The sequence below is a fragment of the Pseudomonas sp. GW821-FHT02B10 genome (assembly GCF_059421865.1).
The window spans coordinates 497867-514605 of the sequence record NZ_JBWKVU010000004.1 but is presented as its reverse complement, the minus strand read 5'-3'; the positions used below and the strand labels follow the sequence as shown (position 1 = coordinate 514605).

General features: G+C 62.7%; 19 protein-coding genes. 13 read left to right on the top strand and 6 right to left on the bottom strand.

Features of this window, described 5'->3' with window-relative positions:
• Nucleotides 1-155: hypothetical protein (locus AC07VU_RS12670; RefSeq protein WP_495029979.1), on the bottom strand; the 155-nt coding region annotated here is incomplete at its 3' end.
• Between the two features lie 166 nt (nucleotides 156-321).
• Complete coding sequence (lptA, locus tag AC07VU_RS12665; protein WP_274303611.1) at nucleotides 322-873, bottom strand: lipopolysaccharide transport periplasmic protein LptA; 552 nt, start codon at nucleotides 871-873, stop codon at nucleotides 322-324.
• A 316-nt stretch (nucleotides 874-1189) separates the two neighbouring features.
• On the opposite strand from lptA, the gene AC07VU_RS12660 reads away from it, so the two are divergent.
• Both AC07VU_RS12660 and AC07VU_RS12655 read left to right on the top strand, forming a co-directional pair.
• A complete protein-coding gene (locus AC07VU_RS12660) occupies nucleotides 1190-2173 on the top strand; it encodes a TerC family protein (RefSeq protein ID WP_114760941.1) in 984 nt (327 codons plus the stop codon).
• A 101-nt stretch (nucleotides 2174-2274) separates the two neighbouring features.
• Complete coding sequence (locus AC07VU_RS12655) at nucleotides 2275-2946, top strand: class I SAM-dependent methyltransferase (protein WP_087092133.1); 672 nt, start codon at nucleotides 2275-2277, stop codon at nucleotides 2944-2946.
• Nucleotides 2947-3030: 84 nt separating this feature from the next.
• Here the strand turns inward: AC07VU_RS12655 and AC07VU_RS12650 are convergent, their stop codons facing one another.
• Nucleotides 3031-3531 (bottom strand): GNAT family N-acetyltransferase, encoded by a 501-nt coding sequence (locus AC07VU_RS12650; protein WP_495029978.1) that lies wholly within the window; start codon nucleotides 3529-3531, stop codon nucleotides 3031-3033.
• 201 nt (nucleotides 3532-3732) lie between these two features.
• Between AC07VU_RS12650 and AC07VU_RS12645 the strand changes: the two genes are divergently transcribed.
• On the top strand, nucleotides 3733-4497 hold the full coding sequence (locus AC07VU_RS12645) for a tetratricopeptide repeat protein (protein WP_495029963.1): 765 nt from the start codon (nucleotides 3733-3735) through the stop codon (nucleotides 4495-4497).
• 67 nt (nucleotides 4498-4564) lie between these two features.
• Here the strand turns inward: AC07VU_RS12645 and AC07VU_RS12640 are convergent, their stop codons facing one another.
• A complete protein-coding gene (locus AC07VU_RS12640) occupies nucleotides 4565-5473 on the bottom strand; it encodes a LysR family transcriptional regulator (RefSeq protein ID WP_495029962.1) in 909 nt (302 codons plus the stop codon).
• 116 nt (nucleotides 5474-5589) lie between these two features.
• On the opposite strand from AC07VU_RS12640, the gene AC07VU_RS12635 reads away from it, so the two are divergent.
• The 3 genes from AC07VU_RS12635 (at nucleotide 5590) to AC07VU_RS12625 (ending at nucleotide 7539) form a co-directional block, all read left to right on the top strand.
• Nucleotides 5590-6009: an ester cyclase gene (locus AC07VU_RS12635; protein ID WP_087092136.1), complete on the top strand. Its 420-nt coding sequence runs from the start codon at nucleotides 5590-5592 to the stop codon at nucleotides 6007-6009.
• Nucleotides 6010-6012: 3 nt separating this feature from the next.
• Nucleotides 6013-7065, top strand: coding sequence for an SDR family oxidoreductase (locus tag AC07VU_RS12630; RefSeq protein ID WP_495029961.1), 1053 nt, complete (start codon nucleotides 6013-6015; stop codon nucleotides 7063-7065).
• A gap of 150 nt (nucleotides 7066-7215) precedes the next feature.
• Entirely contained in the window at nucleotides 7216-7539 is a 324-nt protein-coding gene (locus AC07VU_RS12625; protein WP_495029960.1) for a hypothetical protein, read from the top strand.
• Nucleotides 7540-7610: 71 nt separating this feature from the next.
• Here AC07VU_RS12625 and AC07VU_RS12620 read toward each other — a convergent pair whose 3' ends face one another.
• Nucleotides 7611-8519 (bottom strand): AraC family transcriptional regulator, encoded by a 909-nt coding sequence (locus AC07VU_RS12620; RefSeq protein WP_274303624.1) that lies wholly within the window; start codon nucleotides 8517-8519, stop codon nucleotides 7611-7613.
• 168 nt (nucleotides 8520-8687) lie between these two features.
• Between AC07VU_RS12620 and AC07VU_RS12615 the strand changes: the two genes are divergently transcribed.
• The 5 genes from AC07VU_RS12615 (at nucleotide 8688) to AC07VU_RS12595 (ending at nucleotide 12659) form a co-directional block, all read left to right on the top strand.
• Nucleotides 8688-9737, top strand: a complete 1050-nt coding sequence (locus tag AC07VU_RS12615) for an NAD(P)-dependent alcohol dehydrogenase (RefSeq protein ID WP_495029959.1) — start codon at nucleotides 8688-8690, stop codon at nucleotides 9735-9737.
• A gap of 287 nt (nucleotides 9738-10024) precedes the next feature.
• Nucleotides 10025-11236, top strand: coding sequence for an MFS transporter (locus tag AC07VU_RS12610; RefSeq protein WP_277589059.1), 1212 nt, complete (start codon nucleotides 10025-10027; stop codon nucleotides 11234-11236).
• Between the two features lie 82 nt (nucleotides 11237-11318).
• Entirely contained in the window at nucleotides 11319-11642 is a 324-nt protein-coding gene (locus tag AC07VU_RS12605) for an immunity protein Imm33 domain-containing protein (RefSeq protein WP_495029977.1), read from the top strand.
• Nucleotides 11643-11694: 52 nt separating this feature from the next.
• Nucleotides 11695-12075, top strand: coding sequence for a c-type cytochrome (locus AC07VU_RS12600; RefSeq protein ID WP_274303630.1), 381 nt, complete (start codon nucleotides 11695-11697; stop codon nucleotides 12073-12075).
• A gap of 101 nt (nucleotides 12076-12176) precedes the next feature.
• Nucleotides 12177-12659, top strand: coding sequence for a DUF4265 domain-containing protein (locus AC07VU_RS12595; protein ID WP_457276624.1), 483 nt, complete (start codon nucleotides 12177-12179; stop codon nucleotides 12657-12659).
• A 19-nt stretch (nucleotides 12660-12678) separates the two neighbouring features.
• Here AC07VU_RS12595 and AC07VU_RS12590 read toward each other — a convergent pair whose 3' ends face one another.
• Nucleotides 12679-13695, bottom strand: coding sequence for a GlxA family transcriptional regulator (locus tag AC07VU_RS12590; protein ID WP_277589061.1), 1017 nt, complete (start codon nucleotides 13693-13695; stop codon nucleotides 12679-12681).
• 429 nt (nucleotides 13696-14124) lie between these two features.
• Between AC07VU_RS12590 and AC07VU_RS12585 the strand changes: the two genes are divergently transcribed.
• Nucleotides 14125-15879, top strand: coding sequence for a dipeptidase (locus AC07VU_RS12585; RefSeq protein ID WP_495029958.1), 1755 nt, complete (start codon nucleotides 14125-14127; stop codon nucleotides 15877-15879).
• Between the two features lie 246 nt (nucleotides 15880-16125).
• Nucleotides 16126-16590 (top strand): VOC family protein, encoded by a 465-nt coding sequence (locus tag AC07VU_RS12580; protein WP_495029957.1) that lies wholly within the window; start codon nucleotides 16126-16128, stop codon nucleotides 16588-16590.
• The last annotated feature ends 149 nt before the right edge of the window (nucleotides 16591-16739 follow it).

Here is a 16739-nt window from a genome sequence, read left to right as displayed (position 1 = left end):
GCGGGACCGCCGGGATCGGCAAATTGCCCGGCATCGCTGAGGCTGTCGCCGAACACGATAAAGCTGGAATAGGGGGAAGGAGTTGCGATCGCTTGCGCGCAGGCCAGGGACAAAAGGCTGCTGGCGAGCGGTACGAACAACGTCTTTTTAATCATGAACAAGTCCATTTTTGTTGTTGTAGAAAACGAAACGGCAGTACCGAAAACTTTTGCGCTTTAACTATGGCTATGGGCCACATCGTCTGAAGGGGACAATCCCTCGATGCGGCTGATGATTGATAGGTCGTGAGCGTTGCCTAAGGGGTGATCTTGTCGGTGCCCATTACTGGGCCCTTTGCATTTCATTTTTCTTTTTCGGCTGGATGACCATGTTGACCCGTGGGCGCGACTCGGTGATCTGGCTACCGGTGGCGCGACCGACACTGGCGATCTGCTTGACAGTGTCGTAGACAATTTTCTCACCCAAGGTGGTATTGCCTGCGCTGATCACTTTGGCTCTGTCGACCAGGATGATGCGGTTCTGCTGGGTCAGGTATTGAATGGTCACGGCATATGCCTGGACCGGTTGAGGGTCTGTCGCTTTTTGCAATTGTTCGAAGTAGGCCAGGTTGCCCACGGAGGTAACGACATCGACCTCGTTATGACTGCCCTTTTTCATGACGATAGTCACAGTGTCGCCGGTGATCTTCATCGAACCCTGGGTAATGATGACGTTGCCGGTATAAGTAGCAAAACCTTGCTTGTTATCAATCTGACTGCGGTCGGCCTGAACTCGAATGAGTTGCTCACTGTCGTTCGGCAGCCCCCAGGCGTTCATGCTTCCCAGTGCGATGCCCAGGCCAAGCAAAATAGGGAAGGTTTTAACGAACCTCATGCTGTCCACCCAATCACCCCTTGAAAGCGCCACTGATTCGAGCCGCCACAATGCACGATCTTGGTCTCGTAAAAAATGAGGGAATGGAGATTCAGATTGTTCTGAAGAGCGCTGGACAGCAGCAGGTAGCAGCCAGCGCCTGCGTCTATACCGAATGGGCCGAAAGCGACTTGAACAAGGCGGCTGGCGGGAGAACCTTCAGCGACACTTCGTAAATAACGAACCATGGCTCAGGAATAATCGATTTTTCTTCACGGCGATCTCCCCACTAGCATGAACCGTTGGCTCCAGCACACGCCCAGACCGGGAGAACGGCATGCAGTCCCTGCACATCGGCGAACCCTGGATGTGGTTCGCCTTCATCGCCTTCGTTCTGGCCATGCTGGCCTTGGACCTGTTTGTCCTCGGCGGACGCAAGGCCCATCGCGTATCGGTACGCGAAGCGTCGTGCTGGGTGATTGCCTGGTCCACGCTGGCGCTGGCCTTCGCGGGCTTGCTCTGGTGGTATCTGCAGGGTGAGTTCGGGCCTGAGATCGCCCAACGCAAGACCCTGGAATTCCTTACCGGCTATCTGATCGAGCAGTCGCTGTCGATCGACAACATGTTCATCTTCGTGATGATTTTCGGCTACTTTGCCGTGCCGCCGGAGTTGCAGCGCCGGGTGTTGTTGTACGGTGTGCTCGGGGCGATCGTGATGCGCGCAGCGATGATTTTCGCCGGTGTGTGGCTGGTGTCGCAGTTCGCGTGGCTGCTGTATGCGTTCGGCGTGTTCCTGATCATCACCGGGATCAAGATGCTGCTGTTCGCCCATCGGCAGCCCGACCTCGCCAGGAACCCCCTGTTGCGCTGGATACAGGGCCATCTGCGGATCACCAGCGGCTTTCATGACGAGCATTTTTTCGTCAAGCAGGACGGTCGGCGCTGGGCCACGCCGATGTTCCTGGTGCTGGTGCTGATCGAGGCCAGCGACCTGATGTTCGCGGTCGACAGCATCCCGGCGATCTTCGCCATCACCACCGACCCGTTCATTGTGTTCACCTCGAACATCTTCGCGATCATGGGCCTGCGTGCCCTGTACTTCCTGCTGGCCGACATGGCCGAGCGCTTTCACCTGCTCAAGTACGGCCTGGCGATCGTGCTGGTGTTCATCGGCACCAAGATGACGCTGATGCCATGGCTGCACATGCCGGTGGAATGGTCGCTGGCCACTGTCGGCGGAATCATTCTGGCGTCGGTGCTGCTGAGCCTGATCACCAGTCGCAACAAATCGCCCGACGAGGACCGGATGCGCATCCTCTAGAAGCGCCTGAGCGGCGAACGACGTATTGGACCCGGGTGCCCTGCCTGCTAACGTCAGCGCTAGCGACCCCGTAGCCTCCACCACTGACGCTGGACACCGACATGCCCACTCCCGAATCCACCCTGCTGCACAGCTGGCACCACAACGCCCAGGCCTGGATCGACGCCATCCGCGGCGGCGCCATTCAAAGCCGCGTCGAGGTCACCGACCAGGCGATCCTGCTGGCGGTGCTGGGCCGTCAGCCCGAGCGGGTGCTCGACCTGGGTTGCGGCGAGGGCTGGCTGTTGCGCGCCCTGGCGCAACGGGGCATCGAGGCGGTCGGGGTGGATGGCGATGCGGCCCTGGTGGAGGCGGCGCGGGCGGCGGGCTCGGCAACGGTGCATGTGGCCAGCTATGCAGCGCTGGCGGAAGCGCAAGTAGACATCGGCCGCGACTACGAGCTGATCTGCGCCAACTTCGCCCTGCTGCACCAGGACATCATCCCGCTGCTGGCCGCCATGCACGCCCTGCTCGCCCCGGGCGGCGCGCTGGCGATCCAGACCCTGCACCCCTGGAGCGCCGCGGCCGGCGACTACCAGGATGGCTGGCGCGAAGAGACCTTCGCCGGGTTCAAGGGCCAGTGGCAACCCATGCCCTGGTACTTCCGCACCCTGTCCAGCTGGCTCAACGCCTTGGACATGGCCGGCTTCCAGCTCGCCAGCCTGCAGGAACCGCAGCACCCGCAAAGCCCGGTGCCGCAGTCGTTGCTGTTGGTGGCCGAACGGCGCGGGTAAGCGCTATCCGGCTGACTGACACGACGTAGCGGTTACAGACCAGCAGTCAGAGTCGCGAGTGCGGTAAAGGGCCACAACCCTTATCTAGATCGGGAGAACGAATCGGCGCTCGACTCCCGCCTTGCCGTCTTCTGCGGGCTGCTCCGGCAAGAACCCGCAGCGTTCCACGACCTTGGTCGAGCCGAGATTTTCCGGGTAGACATACGCCACCAGCTGCGTCAGTTGCCAGCGCGTCCGCGCTTGCTCGATCAGTTGCCGCAGCGCCTGTGTCGCAAGCCCCTGGCCGCAGGCGCTTTGGGCAATCCGATAGCCGACTTCGGCGGAGCGCTGCGCGGTATCGATGTTTTTCAGGTTGGCGCGACCGATGATGTTTCCGCTGCAATCCTCGATCACCCAGGGGTGCCAGGTGCCGGCCGCGAAAGCGGCCAGGTAGCCCTCGATATGCTCGGCGACGCCCTGCAACGAATAAAAGGCCGGGGCGCGCGCCTCGATATGGGATTCGAACCACTCACGGTTCCGGGTTTCGAACGCCAGCAGCGCTTGCGTATCGGTACGGCTTAGCTCGCGCATTTTGAATGGCGGTATACACACCTCTGCTTTTTTTCATGGGTAACTGCAAGGACTTGCCCACCTGTTGGCCGTTCCTGCAGGAACTTCAGGGTACGGGCCAGGTCGATAGGAGCCCCTTCATCGGTCATGACGGGACACTGAACAAACCCCAGCCGAGCAGCGCTGAAGGCCTGCTTTACGCCAGTGCCGTCGATGATCAACCGAGTCTGCCCCCTGATGCCAACCAAGAGTTTTCTGCCGGGTCTGATCCTGGCGCTCTGCGCAGCCGCGTCGCATTGTTCGGTTGCGGCCGAGCGCAAAGCCTCTCAGCAAAGCAACAACGCTTCAACAACCCTGATTGAATCCGCCTCGCAGCAGTATGCAGATGGCCAGTTGGACCGGGCCGCTGCCACGCTGGAGCGTGCCCTGCATATCCAGCCGAACAATCCCGCGACGCTGCACTACCTCGGTGTGTTGCGCCTTCAGCAAGGGCAGTATCAGCAGGCTGAAGCGCTGGCGACGCGCTCCAATATGCGGGTTGGTCGCAACCTCGCGTTACGCAATCGCAACCTCCAATTGATCCAGGCAGCGCAGAAGGCCCAGACGTCGAATACCCCACCCAACGCCGACGAGCGTCTGGTTGCAGTACGGGAGGGCCTGGAAGAAGAGGTTAAAAGGCGCCGTGAAGCAGAAGCTGTCGCCGCCGAGCAGCCCACGCCGGACACTGAACGCCGCACTGAGACCCTCACCCGCGAAGCGGCGGAGAACGCAGCGAACTGGCCGACGGGTGACAGGCCAAGTCCCGAAGGGCAACTGCGAATGACTTCCGCCGAGCCAGCCCCCACGCACGACGAGATTGAGATTCCCCGTGGCCATCGGCCACCTCCGGGTAAATGTCGAATCTGGTTTCCCGATCGCCCGCCGGGGCATCAGCCCAAACCCGGCAAATGCAAGAAGCTGCGCGATCGGGTTCCGTCCGGAGCCTACCTGGTGCAGGGTTGAGTGTCCGAGCGCGCTTCTGACCGCTCTCTGCCGATCATGCATAACCCACAGGAAAACCGGGATCGCTTCACCCCTCAGCCCTCGCCCCCGAGGCGTCACTTTCAACCGTTTCCAGGGCAAGGGCGTCGAGCAGCACCTGCTGCAGAATGGCAAAGAAACAGCTGATATGAGCCTGCTTCAATGCCTGTGGCCGGGTCACCAGGTAGACCTCCATATCAGGAAGCTGGAGCTGCGGGAACAACTCAATCAGGTCCTGCGCCAGCACACGCGGCAGTACTGCCACCCCCAGGCCACGCCTCACCGCGTCCAGCTGCAGGGCGAACGAGTTCACGCTGATCTGCGCGCGCTCCAGGCCGGCGGCCTTGGCCGCGCGCACTTGCGGCAACATGTCCAACGGCGGCAGCAGGCCGATATTGACGGCCGTGGCCGGCGTCACCTGTGGAAACCGCCGCAGATAATCCGCAGCGGCGAAGACCCCGTAGGCGAGCCGGCCCATGGGTCGATAAATCAATGACGGCTCGCCCAGGTGCGCGGTGCGCACCGCAATATCGGCCACGCCGCGCACGATCTTGTGAAAGTCGGCGGCTACCAGCAATTCCACCGTGCAACGCGGGTGAAGCGCGGTGAAGCGACTCGCAGCCTCCAGCACGCACGACGCAAAGCCCTCCCCCGCACTGACCAGGACACTGCCCGACAGCTCGCTGTCCAGCGCGGACAGGCCGGTCACGGTTTGCCGCCTCAAGCCCGCTTCCGCCGCCTGGGCGACTTCCACCAGGGACTGGCCCCGCGAGGTCAACCGGCATCCTTCGACACCACGCTCGACGAGCGGCTCGCCCAGCGCCTCCTCAAGCTGGGTCAACCGACGGGACACGGTAGACGCCGCAATCCCCAGCAACTGGCCCGCTTGCAGAAAGCTGCCACGCCGCGAGACGGCCAACAGCAGGCGTAGATCGTCCCAATTCGCTTCCGACACCATGTTTCATCTGCTCCCTGATTTGCATATATGCAAAGCCATTATGCAGGAGTCGCTGTTTTTCGAGAGGGGGCTCGACGGTATATCTACAGGCCCTGGAAACGACTGGAATGGACTGTATGCCGATTGGCCCCAACGACTACGCGCAACACGCCGCCAATGCCTTCAACCGCCGCGATGTGGAGGCGCTGCTGGCGCTGGTGAGCGAAGACTTCACCTACCTCGATGGCATGGGGATACAAGTGGGCCGCGAGGCCATGCGCCAACGAGAAACCGCGTTGTTCGAAGCCTTCCCCGATGCCCATGTGATCTTCAACCCGTTCGCCGTCGGAGCCGATCGTCTGGCGCTGACGGCCATGCTGAGCGGCACCTTTGCAGCGCCCCTGGTGCTGCCGGACCGGGTGCTTGCGCCCCATGGACGCTTTATTGCCGTGCACTACGCCGCACACTTCACCTTCAAGGACGGATTGGCCATCCATCAAGAGGTGTTCTTCGACAGCGCGGTGTTGATGCCGTCAGCCGAACCGAGTGAGGGTTGAACCATGCGTCGTGCATTCGTGACTGGCGCCACCGGTCTGCTGGGCAACAACCTGGTGCGTGAATTGCTCGCGCGTGGCTGCGCGGTCAAGGCCCTGGTGCGCTCTAGAGCCAAGGGTGAACAGCAGTTCAAGAACCTGTCGGGCGTGGAACTGGTCGTTGGCGACATGGGCGATGTCGAGGCCTTCGCCGCGGCCCTGCGAGGCTGCGATACGGTGTTTCACACCGCGGCGTTCTTTCGCGACAACTACAAGGGCGGCAGCCACTGGCAGGAACTGGAAAAGATCAATGTCATCGGCACCCGGGAACTGCTCGCCCAGGCCTACCGCGCCGGTATCCGCCGGTTCATCCATACCTCCTCGATCGCCGTGCTCGACGGCGCGCCTGGCAGCTCCATCGATGAGACCTGCCTGCGCGCCGACGCCAACGCGGATGGCTACTACCGCAGCAAGATCCTCGCCGACCGTGCCGTCCTGGCGTTCCTCGAGGCCCATCCCGAGATGCAGGCCTGCATGGTCCTGCCGGGCTGGATGTGGGGCCCTGGCGACCTGGGCCCGACCTCCTCGGGGCAGTTGGTCAACGATGTCCTGCACGGCAAGTTGCCCGGGCTGATCCCCGGCAGCTTTTCCGTCGTCGATGCCCGCGATGTGGCCTTGGCGCAGATTGCCGCGGCCAGGCACGGGCGCAGCGGTGAACGTTATCTGGCGGCGGGCCGGCATATGACCATGGCCGAGCTGATGCCTGTGCTCGGGCGTATCGCGGGGGTCAAGACCCCTGCGCGCTACGTGCCGCTGCCCCTTCTCTACACCCTGGCGGCGGTGCAGGAGGTCTACGCGCGCCTGACCGGCAGGCCCATCCTGCTGAGCCTGGCCACCTTGCGCCTGTTGGTACGGGAGAAGGACCGCAGCCGTTTCAACCACCGCAAGAGCGAACAGGAGCTGGGCCTGAACTTTCGAGCGCTGGAGCTGACGATCACCGACACCGTGGCGTGGTACCGCGACCGCGACTGGTTTGAAACCCTGGGTGCAAGACACGCCCGCGCCATGGCCGAAGACTGACTTGTTGCCGATGGCGTGACCGTCGCGCCCCAAAGCCACTGGTCTCGCCTTGCATTGCTGCGGTTTCGCGCCGGCACCCGAGAGATGCCTCGAGTGCCCGCGACCGCGCTTCGCGCACCTTCGGCGCAAGCCCCCAGGGACGTAAAAACCATGAACAGGGAAATCATCCTGATGCGCCACGGCCAGCCAAAGCTGGACGCCACCGAAAAACTGTCCGCGCTCGATATGCAGGACTGGATCGAACACTACAACCGCTGCGAAATCACCCACCAGCCCGTCCCGCTGGCCAGCCTGCAACTCGCCGCCACCGCCAGGGTGATTGTCTCCAGCGACGGACCGGTTCTGCTGCTCGGCCATGGCTTCATGAACCGACTGATCGCCAGGCAACTGGAAGCACAGGGATGGGTTCGCCAGACACCTAATGGCGGCAGCCGCTATTGGAGCGCGACGGTGTATCGGTATGGTGGGGTTTAGGCGGTGGCCGGCGGAGCATTCCGGGTGTTCAAATGCCCGCAAGCCCCAGCACCTCCCACTCGTCCCCTCCCCTATACCCCCCGCAACTGCGCAATATCCCGCCTGGGCGCTGCGCCGAACAGGCGGCTGTATTCGCGACTGAACTGCGAGGGGCTTTCATAGCCGACCTTGAAGGCGGCGCTGGAGACGTCCAGGTGTTCGTTCATCATCAGGCGCCTGGCTTCGGTCAGGCGTAGCCATTTCTGGTATTGCAAGGGGCTCATGGCGGTGAGTTGGCGGAAGTGGTGATGAAAGGTCGGCGTGCTCATCTGCACTCGGGCGGCGAGTTCGTCGACCCGCAGTTGCGCGGTGTAATTCAGTTTCAGCCAGTCGATGGCCCTGGCGATGCGGTGGCCCTGGCCGTCGACGGAGGCGATCTGCCGCAGCCGCGCCGACTGGTCGCTCAGCAACAAGCGGTAGTGGATCTCGCGCTGGATCAGCGGCGCCAGCACCGGGATGGCTTCGGGCTCGTCCAGCAACTCCAGCAGGCGCACGAACGAGGCCAGCATGGCCGGCGTCGCGGTGCCGATGCCCACGCCCTTGCCTGTGCCTCGATCGCGAGGTTGCAGCAGCCCGCCCTGGGCAGCCAGCTCCGCCAGCATGCGCGGGTCGAGCTTGAAGCTCAGCCCGAGGCAGGGTTGCTCCAGGCTGGCCGTCGTCACTTGCGAATTGGCCGGCAGGTCCAGTGAGGTCACGAGGAAGCGCGAAGGGTCGTACGGGTAGGCTTCGCCGCCGACCCACAGCTGTTTCGCTCCCTGGGCGACGAGGACGATGCTCGGTTCTGCCATGCACACGGCGGGCGGCGAAGGGATCTCGCGGCGAAACAAACCCAGACCGGGGATCGCTGTCGGGCAGTCCCCCGAGTGTTTGATCCAGGCGCCAATGAGACGCGTGAGGGTTTCCTGGGGCGCCTGGGCGCGGGTGTCGTGTGGGCGTGTCATGTCGGTATGGACCCTCCTTGCCAGACGTTAACCCGGCCCCCGGTGCCGGTCCTACCGAAAAAACCAAAGTCCAGAGAATCAGGCAAGAATTCCAGCGAAATGCACTACTGGCCGCCTGCACCTGCCCGGGAAAATGGCCATCCAACGTAACGCAGGATGGAGTGTGCAATGTTAGTCAACGCCTATGGCGCCCATGCGGGCGACCAACCTCTGGAACCACTGCAGATTACCCGCCGCGCCCCCGGCGCCCATGACGTGCAGATCGACATCGCCTTCTGCGGCATCTGCCACTCGGACCTGCACCAGGTGCGCGCCGAGTGGCAAGGCACGCAGTTTCCCTGCGTGCCCGGCCACGAGATCGTCGGCCGGGTCGCGGCGGTCGGTGCCCATGTGCACGGCTTCCGCCCGGGCGACCTGGTCGGCATCGGCTGCATCGTCGACAGTTGCAAGCACTGCGCCGACTGCGAGGACGGCCTGGAGAATTACTGCGACGGCATGATCGGCACTTACAACTTCCCGACGCCGGACGCCCCGGGCTGGACTCTGGGCGGCTATTCGCAACAGATCGTGGTCCACGAACGCTACGTGCTGCGCATCCGCCACCCCGAGGATCAGCTGGCCGCCGTCGCGCCGCTGCTGTGCGCGGGCATCACCACCTATTCGCCGCTGCGCCACTGGAAGGTCGGGCCCGGCAAGAAAGTCGGCGTGGTCGGCATCGGTGGCCTGGGCCACATGGGCATCAAGCTGGCCCATGCCCTGGGCGCGCACGTGGTGGCCTTCACCACCTCCGACTCCAAGCGCGAGGCCGCTCACCAGCTGGGCGCCGACGAAGTGGTGGTGTCGCGCAATGCCGAGGAAATGGCCGCCCACGCCAAGAGCTTCGACCTGATCCTCAACACCGTGGCCGCGCCCCACGATCTCGACGCCTTCCTGGTGCTGCTCAAGCGCGACGGCGGCATGACCCTGGTGGGCGCCCCGGCGACCCCGCATACCTCGCCCAATGTGTTCAACCTGATCATGAAACGCCGGACCCTCGCCGGCTCGATGATCGGCGGCATTGCCGAGACCCAGGAGATGCTCGATTTCTGTGCCGAGCACGGCATCGTCGCCGACATCGAGCTGGTGCGCGCGGACCAGATCAATGAGTCCTACGAACGCATGCTCAAGGGCGACGTCAAGTACCGCTTCGTCATCGACAACGCCACCCTGGCGGGCTGAGCGCGGCAAGCGCCTGATCCCGCTCATGCAGAACAACCTCTGGTAGTCCGTTGGGTGCCCGGCTTGGGCCCCCTTCGCTTCGCGGCACCGAATCCGGTGTCGCGTTTTCCTTCTGCCGCGACCGGAGCCGCTCCAGCACCGGGCCGGCCCCGATCACCATTCACGCGCCTGCCCGGTCTTCCACCGGCGGCGTGCACCCACTTATGCATCGAAGCGTCCGCAAGACCCGGCCGGCAACGCCCGGCGCTCAGCTCGAATGCTTCCAGCCACACAGGAAACCTGTCGCCATGACCGCTACTTCTCACGCCGAGTCGCCCGCCCCCCGACACACCTGGGGCGCCGTGCTGGCCATGGCCCTCGCCGCCTTTGCCCTGGTGGCCTCCGAGTTCATGCCGGTCAGCCTGCTGACCCCGATCGCGGCCGATCTGCAGGTCAGCGAGGGGCAAGCCGGCCAGGGTATTTCCGTCTCCGGGCTGTTTGCCCTGTTCACCAGCCTGGCGATCGCCTCGGTGGCGGCCCGGGTCGAGCGCAAGCGGCTACTGCTGTCCCTGACCCTGCTGATGATCGTCTCCGGAACCGTGGTGGCGCTCGCCCCGGACTACTTGACCTTCATGGCCGGCCGCGCGCTGATCGGCGTGGCCATCGGCGGCTTCTGGTCGTTGTCGGCGGCCACGGCCATGCGCCTGGTGCCCGAAGACCAGGTGCCGCGTGCCCTGGCCATCGTCAATGGCGGCAACGCCCTGGCGACCGTGATCGCGGCGCCCCTGGGCAGCTTCCTGGGTTCCCTGATCGGCTGGCGCGGGGCGTTCTTCTGCGTGGTGCCGGTGGCCGCCCTCGCCGCCGTCTGGCTGCTGGCCAGTCTGCCATCGCTGAAAGCACAGCCGGCCGCCGGCACCGGCAATGTCTTCAGCCTGATGAAAAGAATGCCGGTGGCCCTGGGCATGCTCGCGGTCAGCCTGTTTTTCATGGGCCAGTTCATGCTGTTCACCTACCTGCGGCCCTTCCTGGAGACGGTCACCCAGGTCAGTGTCACCACCCTGTCGCTGATGTTGCTGGTGATCGGCCTGGCCGGCCTGGCGGGCACCTTCCTGATCGAAACCTTCCTGAAAAACGCCCTGTATCGCACGTTGATCATCATCCCGCTGATGATGGCGGCGATCGCCATGGCCCTGGTGGCGTTTGGCGCCTCGGTGTCGGTCACCACGGTCTTGCTGGGCCTCTGGGGCCTGGTGGCGACCGCCGCTCCGGTCGCCTGGTGGACCTGGCTGACCCGGGCCCTGCCGGACGATGCGGAAGCCGGCGGCGGACTGATGGTGGCGATCGTCCAGCTGGCGATTGCCGCGGGCGCCACGGTGGGCGGCCTGGCCTTCGACCTGAGCGGTTATCGGGCGACCTTCGAACTGAGCGCGGCACTGCTGGTGGTGGCCGCCGTGCTGGCGGTACTGGCCGCCCGCGCCGCCACGCGCACGCCTTTCGTGGCAGCGAACGTGGCGGCGTGAGCGCTGGTGGGGCGTTAACCCAACCGACAGCACAGGGCCGGGTGTCAGCGTGCGCTGTCGATAATCTGGCCGCCGTCAGGCGCTGAATAAGGCTTTCCACCAGAAAGACATCTGTGAAAAATACGGACTGCCCGTACTTCCACCAGACGAAATGGTCGCCATCGCGATTGCCACGCTGGGCAAGTCCCCTATTTATGGCTCGCGAATTTCACTGCCGGAGGGGGGTAATGTCAGTTGGTTTATTCACTGCGGAGAACATTCGAGCGCTGATGATTTTTATCAAGCGGTTCACACTGAGCATCTCAGTGAAATGCTGCCACAGGTGCTGAATTACCTCTGCCTGCCCGCTGGCGCCAGGTTCATCATCGACCACCAAGGCTACGAAGATGTCTGGATGGAAGGCTGAAATGCGTTTGCCCTCGATTCAGGCTGATTGACACAACAAGGACGTATGGAAAATGAAAGTAAAGGTATTGCTCATCGCTTCGCTAGGCGTTCTATCGCTCACTCAAACATCACTGTCCTTCGCGGATAACAATGGGAAAAACCTCTATTCGCAGCGATGTGCCGTGTGCCACGGAGCCGATATCAAAGGAACCGGACCACTGGCCAATAAAAGCAACCCTCCAACACCTGACCTTACAACCCCCATTTTCAAGAAACGGCTCAACGATTATCCGGGCGTTATCGTGTCATCGATAATACTTCGCCCAAATGGCGACTTGATTCCAAGCACCTTGCGAGAGAATGGCGTAAAGATACCGCCGCACGCCTGGAGCATTAAGGACCTGCGGGATTTAAACCAATACATGAACAGTGTGATTTCAAAAAATCGATGATCCTCGGCCAGTCGCCCTCTCACGAGCACATCGCCAATGAACAATATTGATTTACCCTCCTACAAAACAGCAGGCTGAGTGGAACAATCATGGAGCAGCGCATGGACACTAAAGAAGCACCTGTTCTGATTCAAGTTTATGTAACGGATGATGACGGCCCGTTTTTTGAAGAACTGCCCGCTCGCAAGATTGATCAGGATATTTACGAGCTGCTCTCCTCTCCTGGCATCGCGCTGAATCTGGCACGGGGAGACATTGTTTCAATCAAAGACAGAGAAGCACCTGCCGTCGTCTTGAAACGAGGTGGGAACTTCTGCATCCAGATCTATGCGGACGCTATTCCTCAAGAAGAAATAGCCTGGCTGGAAAACGCCGTGGCCTGCGAGCTGGGTGGAACACTGGACGGTGTATTTGAGGGAAACCTGTCATTCGCGGTTCCAGCGCGCAATGGACTGGAGAAGATCAACGACTTCTTTAACAGGTTTCGAGATAGAACAGGGATTCAGTGGTACTACGCCAACATCTATAAAAACCTGGATGATGACGAGGATGAGACACTTTTAAATTGGTGGTTCGAACACTGATAGATGCTGACGTCCGCGATCATTTCACCAGGCGTTTTTCCTTCGACGGCCGATAGCCGAAATACGAGCTGTAGCACTTGCTGAAATGGCTCGGCGAGACGAAGCCGCAGGCCACCAGCACCTCGACCTGGGACAGCTCGGTGTGCTGCAGCAATCGACGCGCTTCGGTGATGCGCAATTCCAGGTAGTAGCGCTGCGGGGTAGTGCCCAACTGCTCCTTGAACAAGCGCTCGATCTGCCGCCGGGAACGCCCGGCATACTCCGCCAGCTGGTCCATTTGCAGCGGTTCCTCGAGGTTGGCGTCCATCAGATTGACCACCTCGCGCAAGGGCGCACTCAAGGAGACATGCATGGTCGGCTTGATGCGCCGGTAGCGGGATTCCTCGAACGACAGGATGTCCTCGATACCCTCGACCAGCGCCTTGCCGTGCAGCCCCTTGATCCATTCCAGGGCCATATGGAAGGCGCCGGCGGGACTGGACGCCGTGAGCCGGTCGCGGTCCACCACAAAGGCCTCGCTGGTGACATGGGTGACCTTGGAAATCTCTGCCAGCGCCGGACGATGCTCCGGGTGGATCGCACAGCGGTAGCCTTCGAGCAGCCCCGCAATGCCGAGGAACCAGGCCCCGTTCCACAACCCAGCCAGGGTGATGCCCAGTTCGGCGGCGCTTTTCAGCAGGCTGCTCAACTGCGGATCGGCCTTGAGCTCCGTGCGATAGCCGCCGCAGATCACCAGCAGGTCGAGGTCCTTGAGCGCCGCCGCGGTCAGGCGCGCATCGGGGCGGATCACCAGCCCGAGGTCGCTGGTGACCTCGCCGTCCTGCAAGCCAAAAGTCGTTGAGGAGAACAAGGCGGGACGCAGCAGGTTGGCGGTGACGATGGTATCCAGGGCCTGGGTGAAGGCCGGCAACGAGAAGTGCTCGAGCAGCAGGAAGCCCGCCCGCGCATGGGCCGCGGGCGCCACCCGCGCCTCTTCCAGGTAACGCAGGTTCTTGCCCTTCATGCCGCCACTGAAATCCCGTCGTTCAACCGCCATACGCCCTCGCCTGTCTTACCCGACCCAATGCGGTTTCAGTGTAAATCACCGGAGAAACCCGGCACTGCCCACACCAAGAAACCTGCCCGGACGCCAGCGCCAACAACGCCGCCGTGGCCTGCCGTGTCAACCTCGCAGGCGTTACCGGGCGACGGGATTCTACTGCCCCGCAGGCCCACAGGGGCAGAAAATATCGGCCAGGGCGCGGCCTTAAAAAAACGGCCGCCAAGCCTCGAGTTTGAGCCTTGCGTGCCGGCTAAAAAGCAGCCGATCTGCCAGGCGCCCCGGCGCCGTTTTTTTTTCGTTTCTGCGCCGCTTTTGCATTTCTGTGCGACAGATCCCACTTCGGGGGCTCCCGTACCCTTCCCTTGTGGTGTTAGGTTGGGAGGTCAGATATTTCCTAACAATCTGCAAGGAACGCCTCCCGCAATGGATTTCTCCCTCAAGCAACTGGCCGCGGCCACCCTGGTGCTGGCCAGCCTGTCAGCCTTCACCACCACCGCCCACGCCAACATCACCCCGCAGCAGAACGCGGCGATTCTCAAGCGCTTCGCCGATGCCTCGGTCACGGATTTCCGCCAGTTCCTCGGCACCTTGAGCAAAAATGAGGCGGCCAAGAGCGAGGTGGTCAAAGAAGCCAACCTCGGCCCGGCCATCACGGCCTTCCTCGACAACAAGGCGCTTTCCGCCGAGCAGCAGAACGAGATCCATCGCCTGCTGGGCCTGTATGCGCGGGTAAAGTACGGCAAGGCCGCCACCGAAACCCTGCGCGAACTGGTGGCGATCCCCACCGTGCGCGTCGATGGCGTGCCGCAGCACGAGAACCCCGAGTTCCTCAAGATCGCCGACAAGATCAAGGCCCTGGCCCAGGCCTTCGACCTGAACTTTCGCAACATCGACAACCGCGTCTACGAGATCTCCCTGGCAGGCAGCGGCGATGAAGTGGTGGGCATCCACGCCCACGCCGACGTGGTGCCGGTGACGCCGGAGAACTGGGTGCTGCAGGACGGCACCAGGCTCGACCCGTTCAAGGTCACCCTGGTCGGCGACCGCATGTACGGCCGCGGCACCGAGGACGACAAGAACGGCATAGTCGTGGCCCTGTACGCCATGAAGATCATCAAGGAAGAGAAGCTGCCCCTGGCGCGCAACTTCAAGCTGCTGGTGGACACCACCGAGGAAACCAGCGGCGACGCGATTCCCTACTACTTCGAACGCAACCCGACGCCCAACTACAACCTGGCGCTGGACGGCGGCTACCCGGTGGTGATCGCCGAGAAAGGCTACGGCACCGTCATGGCCAGCTTCCCGCGACGTGCCGCCGAAGGCAAAGGCGCAGAAATCGTCTCGATGACCGGCGGCCTGGCCACCAACCAGATCCCGGGCGCCTCGGTCGCCACCCTGGTGACCGACCAGCCCGCCGAACTGGCGGCCAGCCTGCAGAAGGCCGGCGCCGAATACGCCAAGGCCCACGGCGGCGACTTCAGCGTGGCCGCCAAGGTCGAAGGCAAGGACGTCAAGCTGACGGTCACCGGCGTGTCCGCCCACTCCTCCGAGCCCGAGTCCGGGGTCAACCCGGTGGCGCGCATGCTCGACTTCATCAACGGCCTCGACGGCAAGGTCGCGCTCAAGCACAACCCGATCACCGACGCGGCGCGCTACGCCGCCGACAACTGGGGCCTGGACTACCTGGGCAATAAGCTGGGGGTCGGTTTCGCCGATGACTTCATGGGCCCGCTGACCACCTCCCTGACCTATGTCGGGCAGGACGAAAAGGCCTTCAAGCTGGCGGTCAACCTGCGCGTGCCCAAGGGCAAGACCCCGGAGGTGTTGAAAAAGGAAATTGCCGACAAGCTGGCCGCCTGGAGCAAGCAGAACCAGGTCGCGGTGAACTTCGACTACAAGATCGCCGAGCCGATGTACCGCAACCCCGAGGGTGAATGGGTCAAGGCGCTGCTGGCGGTGGCCAGCGAAAACCTCGGCATGAAGCACGAGTTCGGCACCTCCGCCGGTGCCACCTCGGTGCATGAACTGCCCAACGGCGTGCAATTCGGCCTGGCCCGTCCCGAGGTCAAGTACACCGGCCACAACGACAACGAGTTCAAGACCGTCGAGCAGTTCCAGCTGGACCTGCAGATTGTCACCGAGATGTTCGGCCGCATCGGCCAGCTGCCGAAACTCTGAGCCCTTGCGGACCCGCCGCCCTGGCGGGTCACTCGGGCTGATCGGGTCGCGCCGGCATGGGCGACCTTCGATTTCCCTCCCCTGGCCTGATGCACCACCGGCACCCGCGCCGCGAGAAGCAAAGCGCTCTGCCTCGGGCTTTTGCCGCGGTTCATCAAACCGCCACCGCAACCCTGTACCAGAATACGAAACGCGGATACTCCGACCTGCGGCCAACGAATCGCACCCGGAAAAAAGGAGAAACCATTGAAATTAAAGTTCAGCCACGTGGACGTACTCGTCAAAGACCTCGAGCAAGCGTGTGCGTATTACGCCCGGGTCTTCGGCGCAAGGATTTCCAGGACCCTGGATTGGCAGCGCGACGGTCTGCATGTGCGTTATGCGATCGTCAGGTTCGGCACGGAGCGCCTGATGCTGGTGCAACCCTTTGCCGGAAATCTCAAGGCGCTGATGGACAGCAACGGCGAAGGCACGATCTACCGTCACTGCTATAGCACGCCGGACATCGAGGCCGCCTACGACGAGTTGCTGGCCGCAGGGGTCCAGCCGGAAGACGAGAACGGCACCCCCCTGTCGCGCGACAACCTCCAGTCCCCCAGCGGCACGCGCATCCTCTGGCTACCGAAACGCTTCGGGCATTTCTCCATCGAGCTGCTTGAAGAGGCGGAGCTGGAGGCCTTCATCGAGGACGCATTCGCCGAGGACAGGTAAGGCGCCAGCGCTCTCACGTTTCTCCTGCCGCATAGGCTGAAACTCCCAGACCGCCTGGGAGTATCGGCCAATGCGCAACCTGCGACGCATCCCCATAGTTGTGACATCTGCCAGCAGAGGGGCCCAGGTGCGGCCCCAACGACTGGAAC

Coding starts and splice junctions, on each gene's coding strand:
- lptA (WP_274303611.1), bottom strand. CDS start 873: ATGAGGTTCGTTAAAACCTTCCCTATTTTGCTTGGCCTGGGCATCGCA.
- AC07VU_RS12660 (WP_114760941.1), top strand. CDS start 1,190: ATGCAGTCCCTGCACATCGGCGAACCCTGGATGTGGTTCGCCTTCATC.
- AC07VU_RS12655 (WP_087092133.1), top strand. CDS start 2,275: ATGCCCACTCCCGAATCCACCCTGCTGCACAGCTGGCACCACAACGCC.
- AC07VU_RS12645 (WP_495029963.1), top strand. CDS start 3,733: ATGCCAACCAAGAGTTTTCTGCCGGGTCTGATCCTGGCGCTCTGCGCA.
- AC07VU_RS12640 (WP_495029962.1), bottom strand. CDS start 5,473: ATGGTGTCGGAAGCGAATTGGGACGATCTACGCCTGCTGTTGGCCGTC.
- AC07VU_RS12635 (WP_087092136.1), top strand. CDS start 5,590: ATGCCGATTGGCCCCAACGACTACGCGCAACACGCCGCCAATGCCTTC.
- AC07VU_RS12630 (WP_495029961.1), top strand. CDS start 6,013: ATGCGTCGTGCATTCGTGACTGGCGCCACCGGTCTGCTGGGCAACAAC.
- AC07VU_RS12625 (WP_495029960.1), top strand. CDS start 7,216: ATGAACAGGGAAATCATCCTGATGCGCCACGGCCAGCCAAAGCTGGAC.
- AC07VU_RS12620 (WP_274303624.1), bottom strand. CDS start 8,519: ATGACACGCCCACACGACACCCGCGCCCAGGCGCCCCAGGAAACCCTC.
- AC07VU_RS12615 (WP_495029959.1), top strand. CDS start 8,688: ATGTTAGTCAACGCCTATGGCGCCCATGCGGGCGACCAACCTCTGGAA.
- AC07VU_RS12610 (WP_277589059.1), top strand. CDS start 10,025: ATGACCGCTACTTCTCACGCCGAGTCGCCCGCCCCCCGACACACCTGG.
- AC07VU_RS12600 (WP_274303630.1), top strand. CDS start 11,695: ATGAAAGTAAAGGTATTGCTCATCGCTTCGCTAGGCGTTCTATCGCTC.
- AC07VU_RS12595 (WP_457276624.1), top strand. CDS start 12,177: ATGGACACTAAAGAAGCACCTGTTCTGATTCAAGTTTATGTAACGGAT.
- AC07VU_RS12590 (WP_277589061.1), bottom strand. CDS start 13,695: ATGGCGGTTGAACGACGGGATTTCAGTGGCGGCATGAAGGGCAAGAAC.
- AC07VU_RS12585 (WP_495029958.1), top strand. CDS start 14,125: ATGGATTTCTCCCTCAAGCAACTGGCCGCGGCCACCCTGGTGCTGGCC.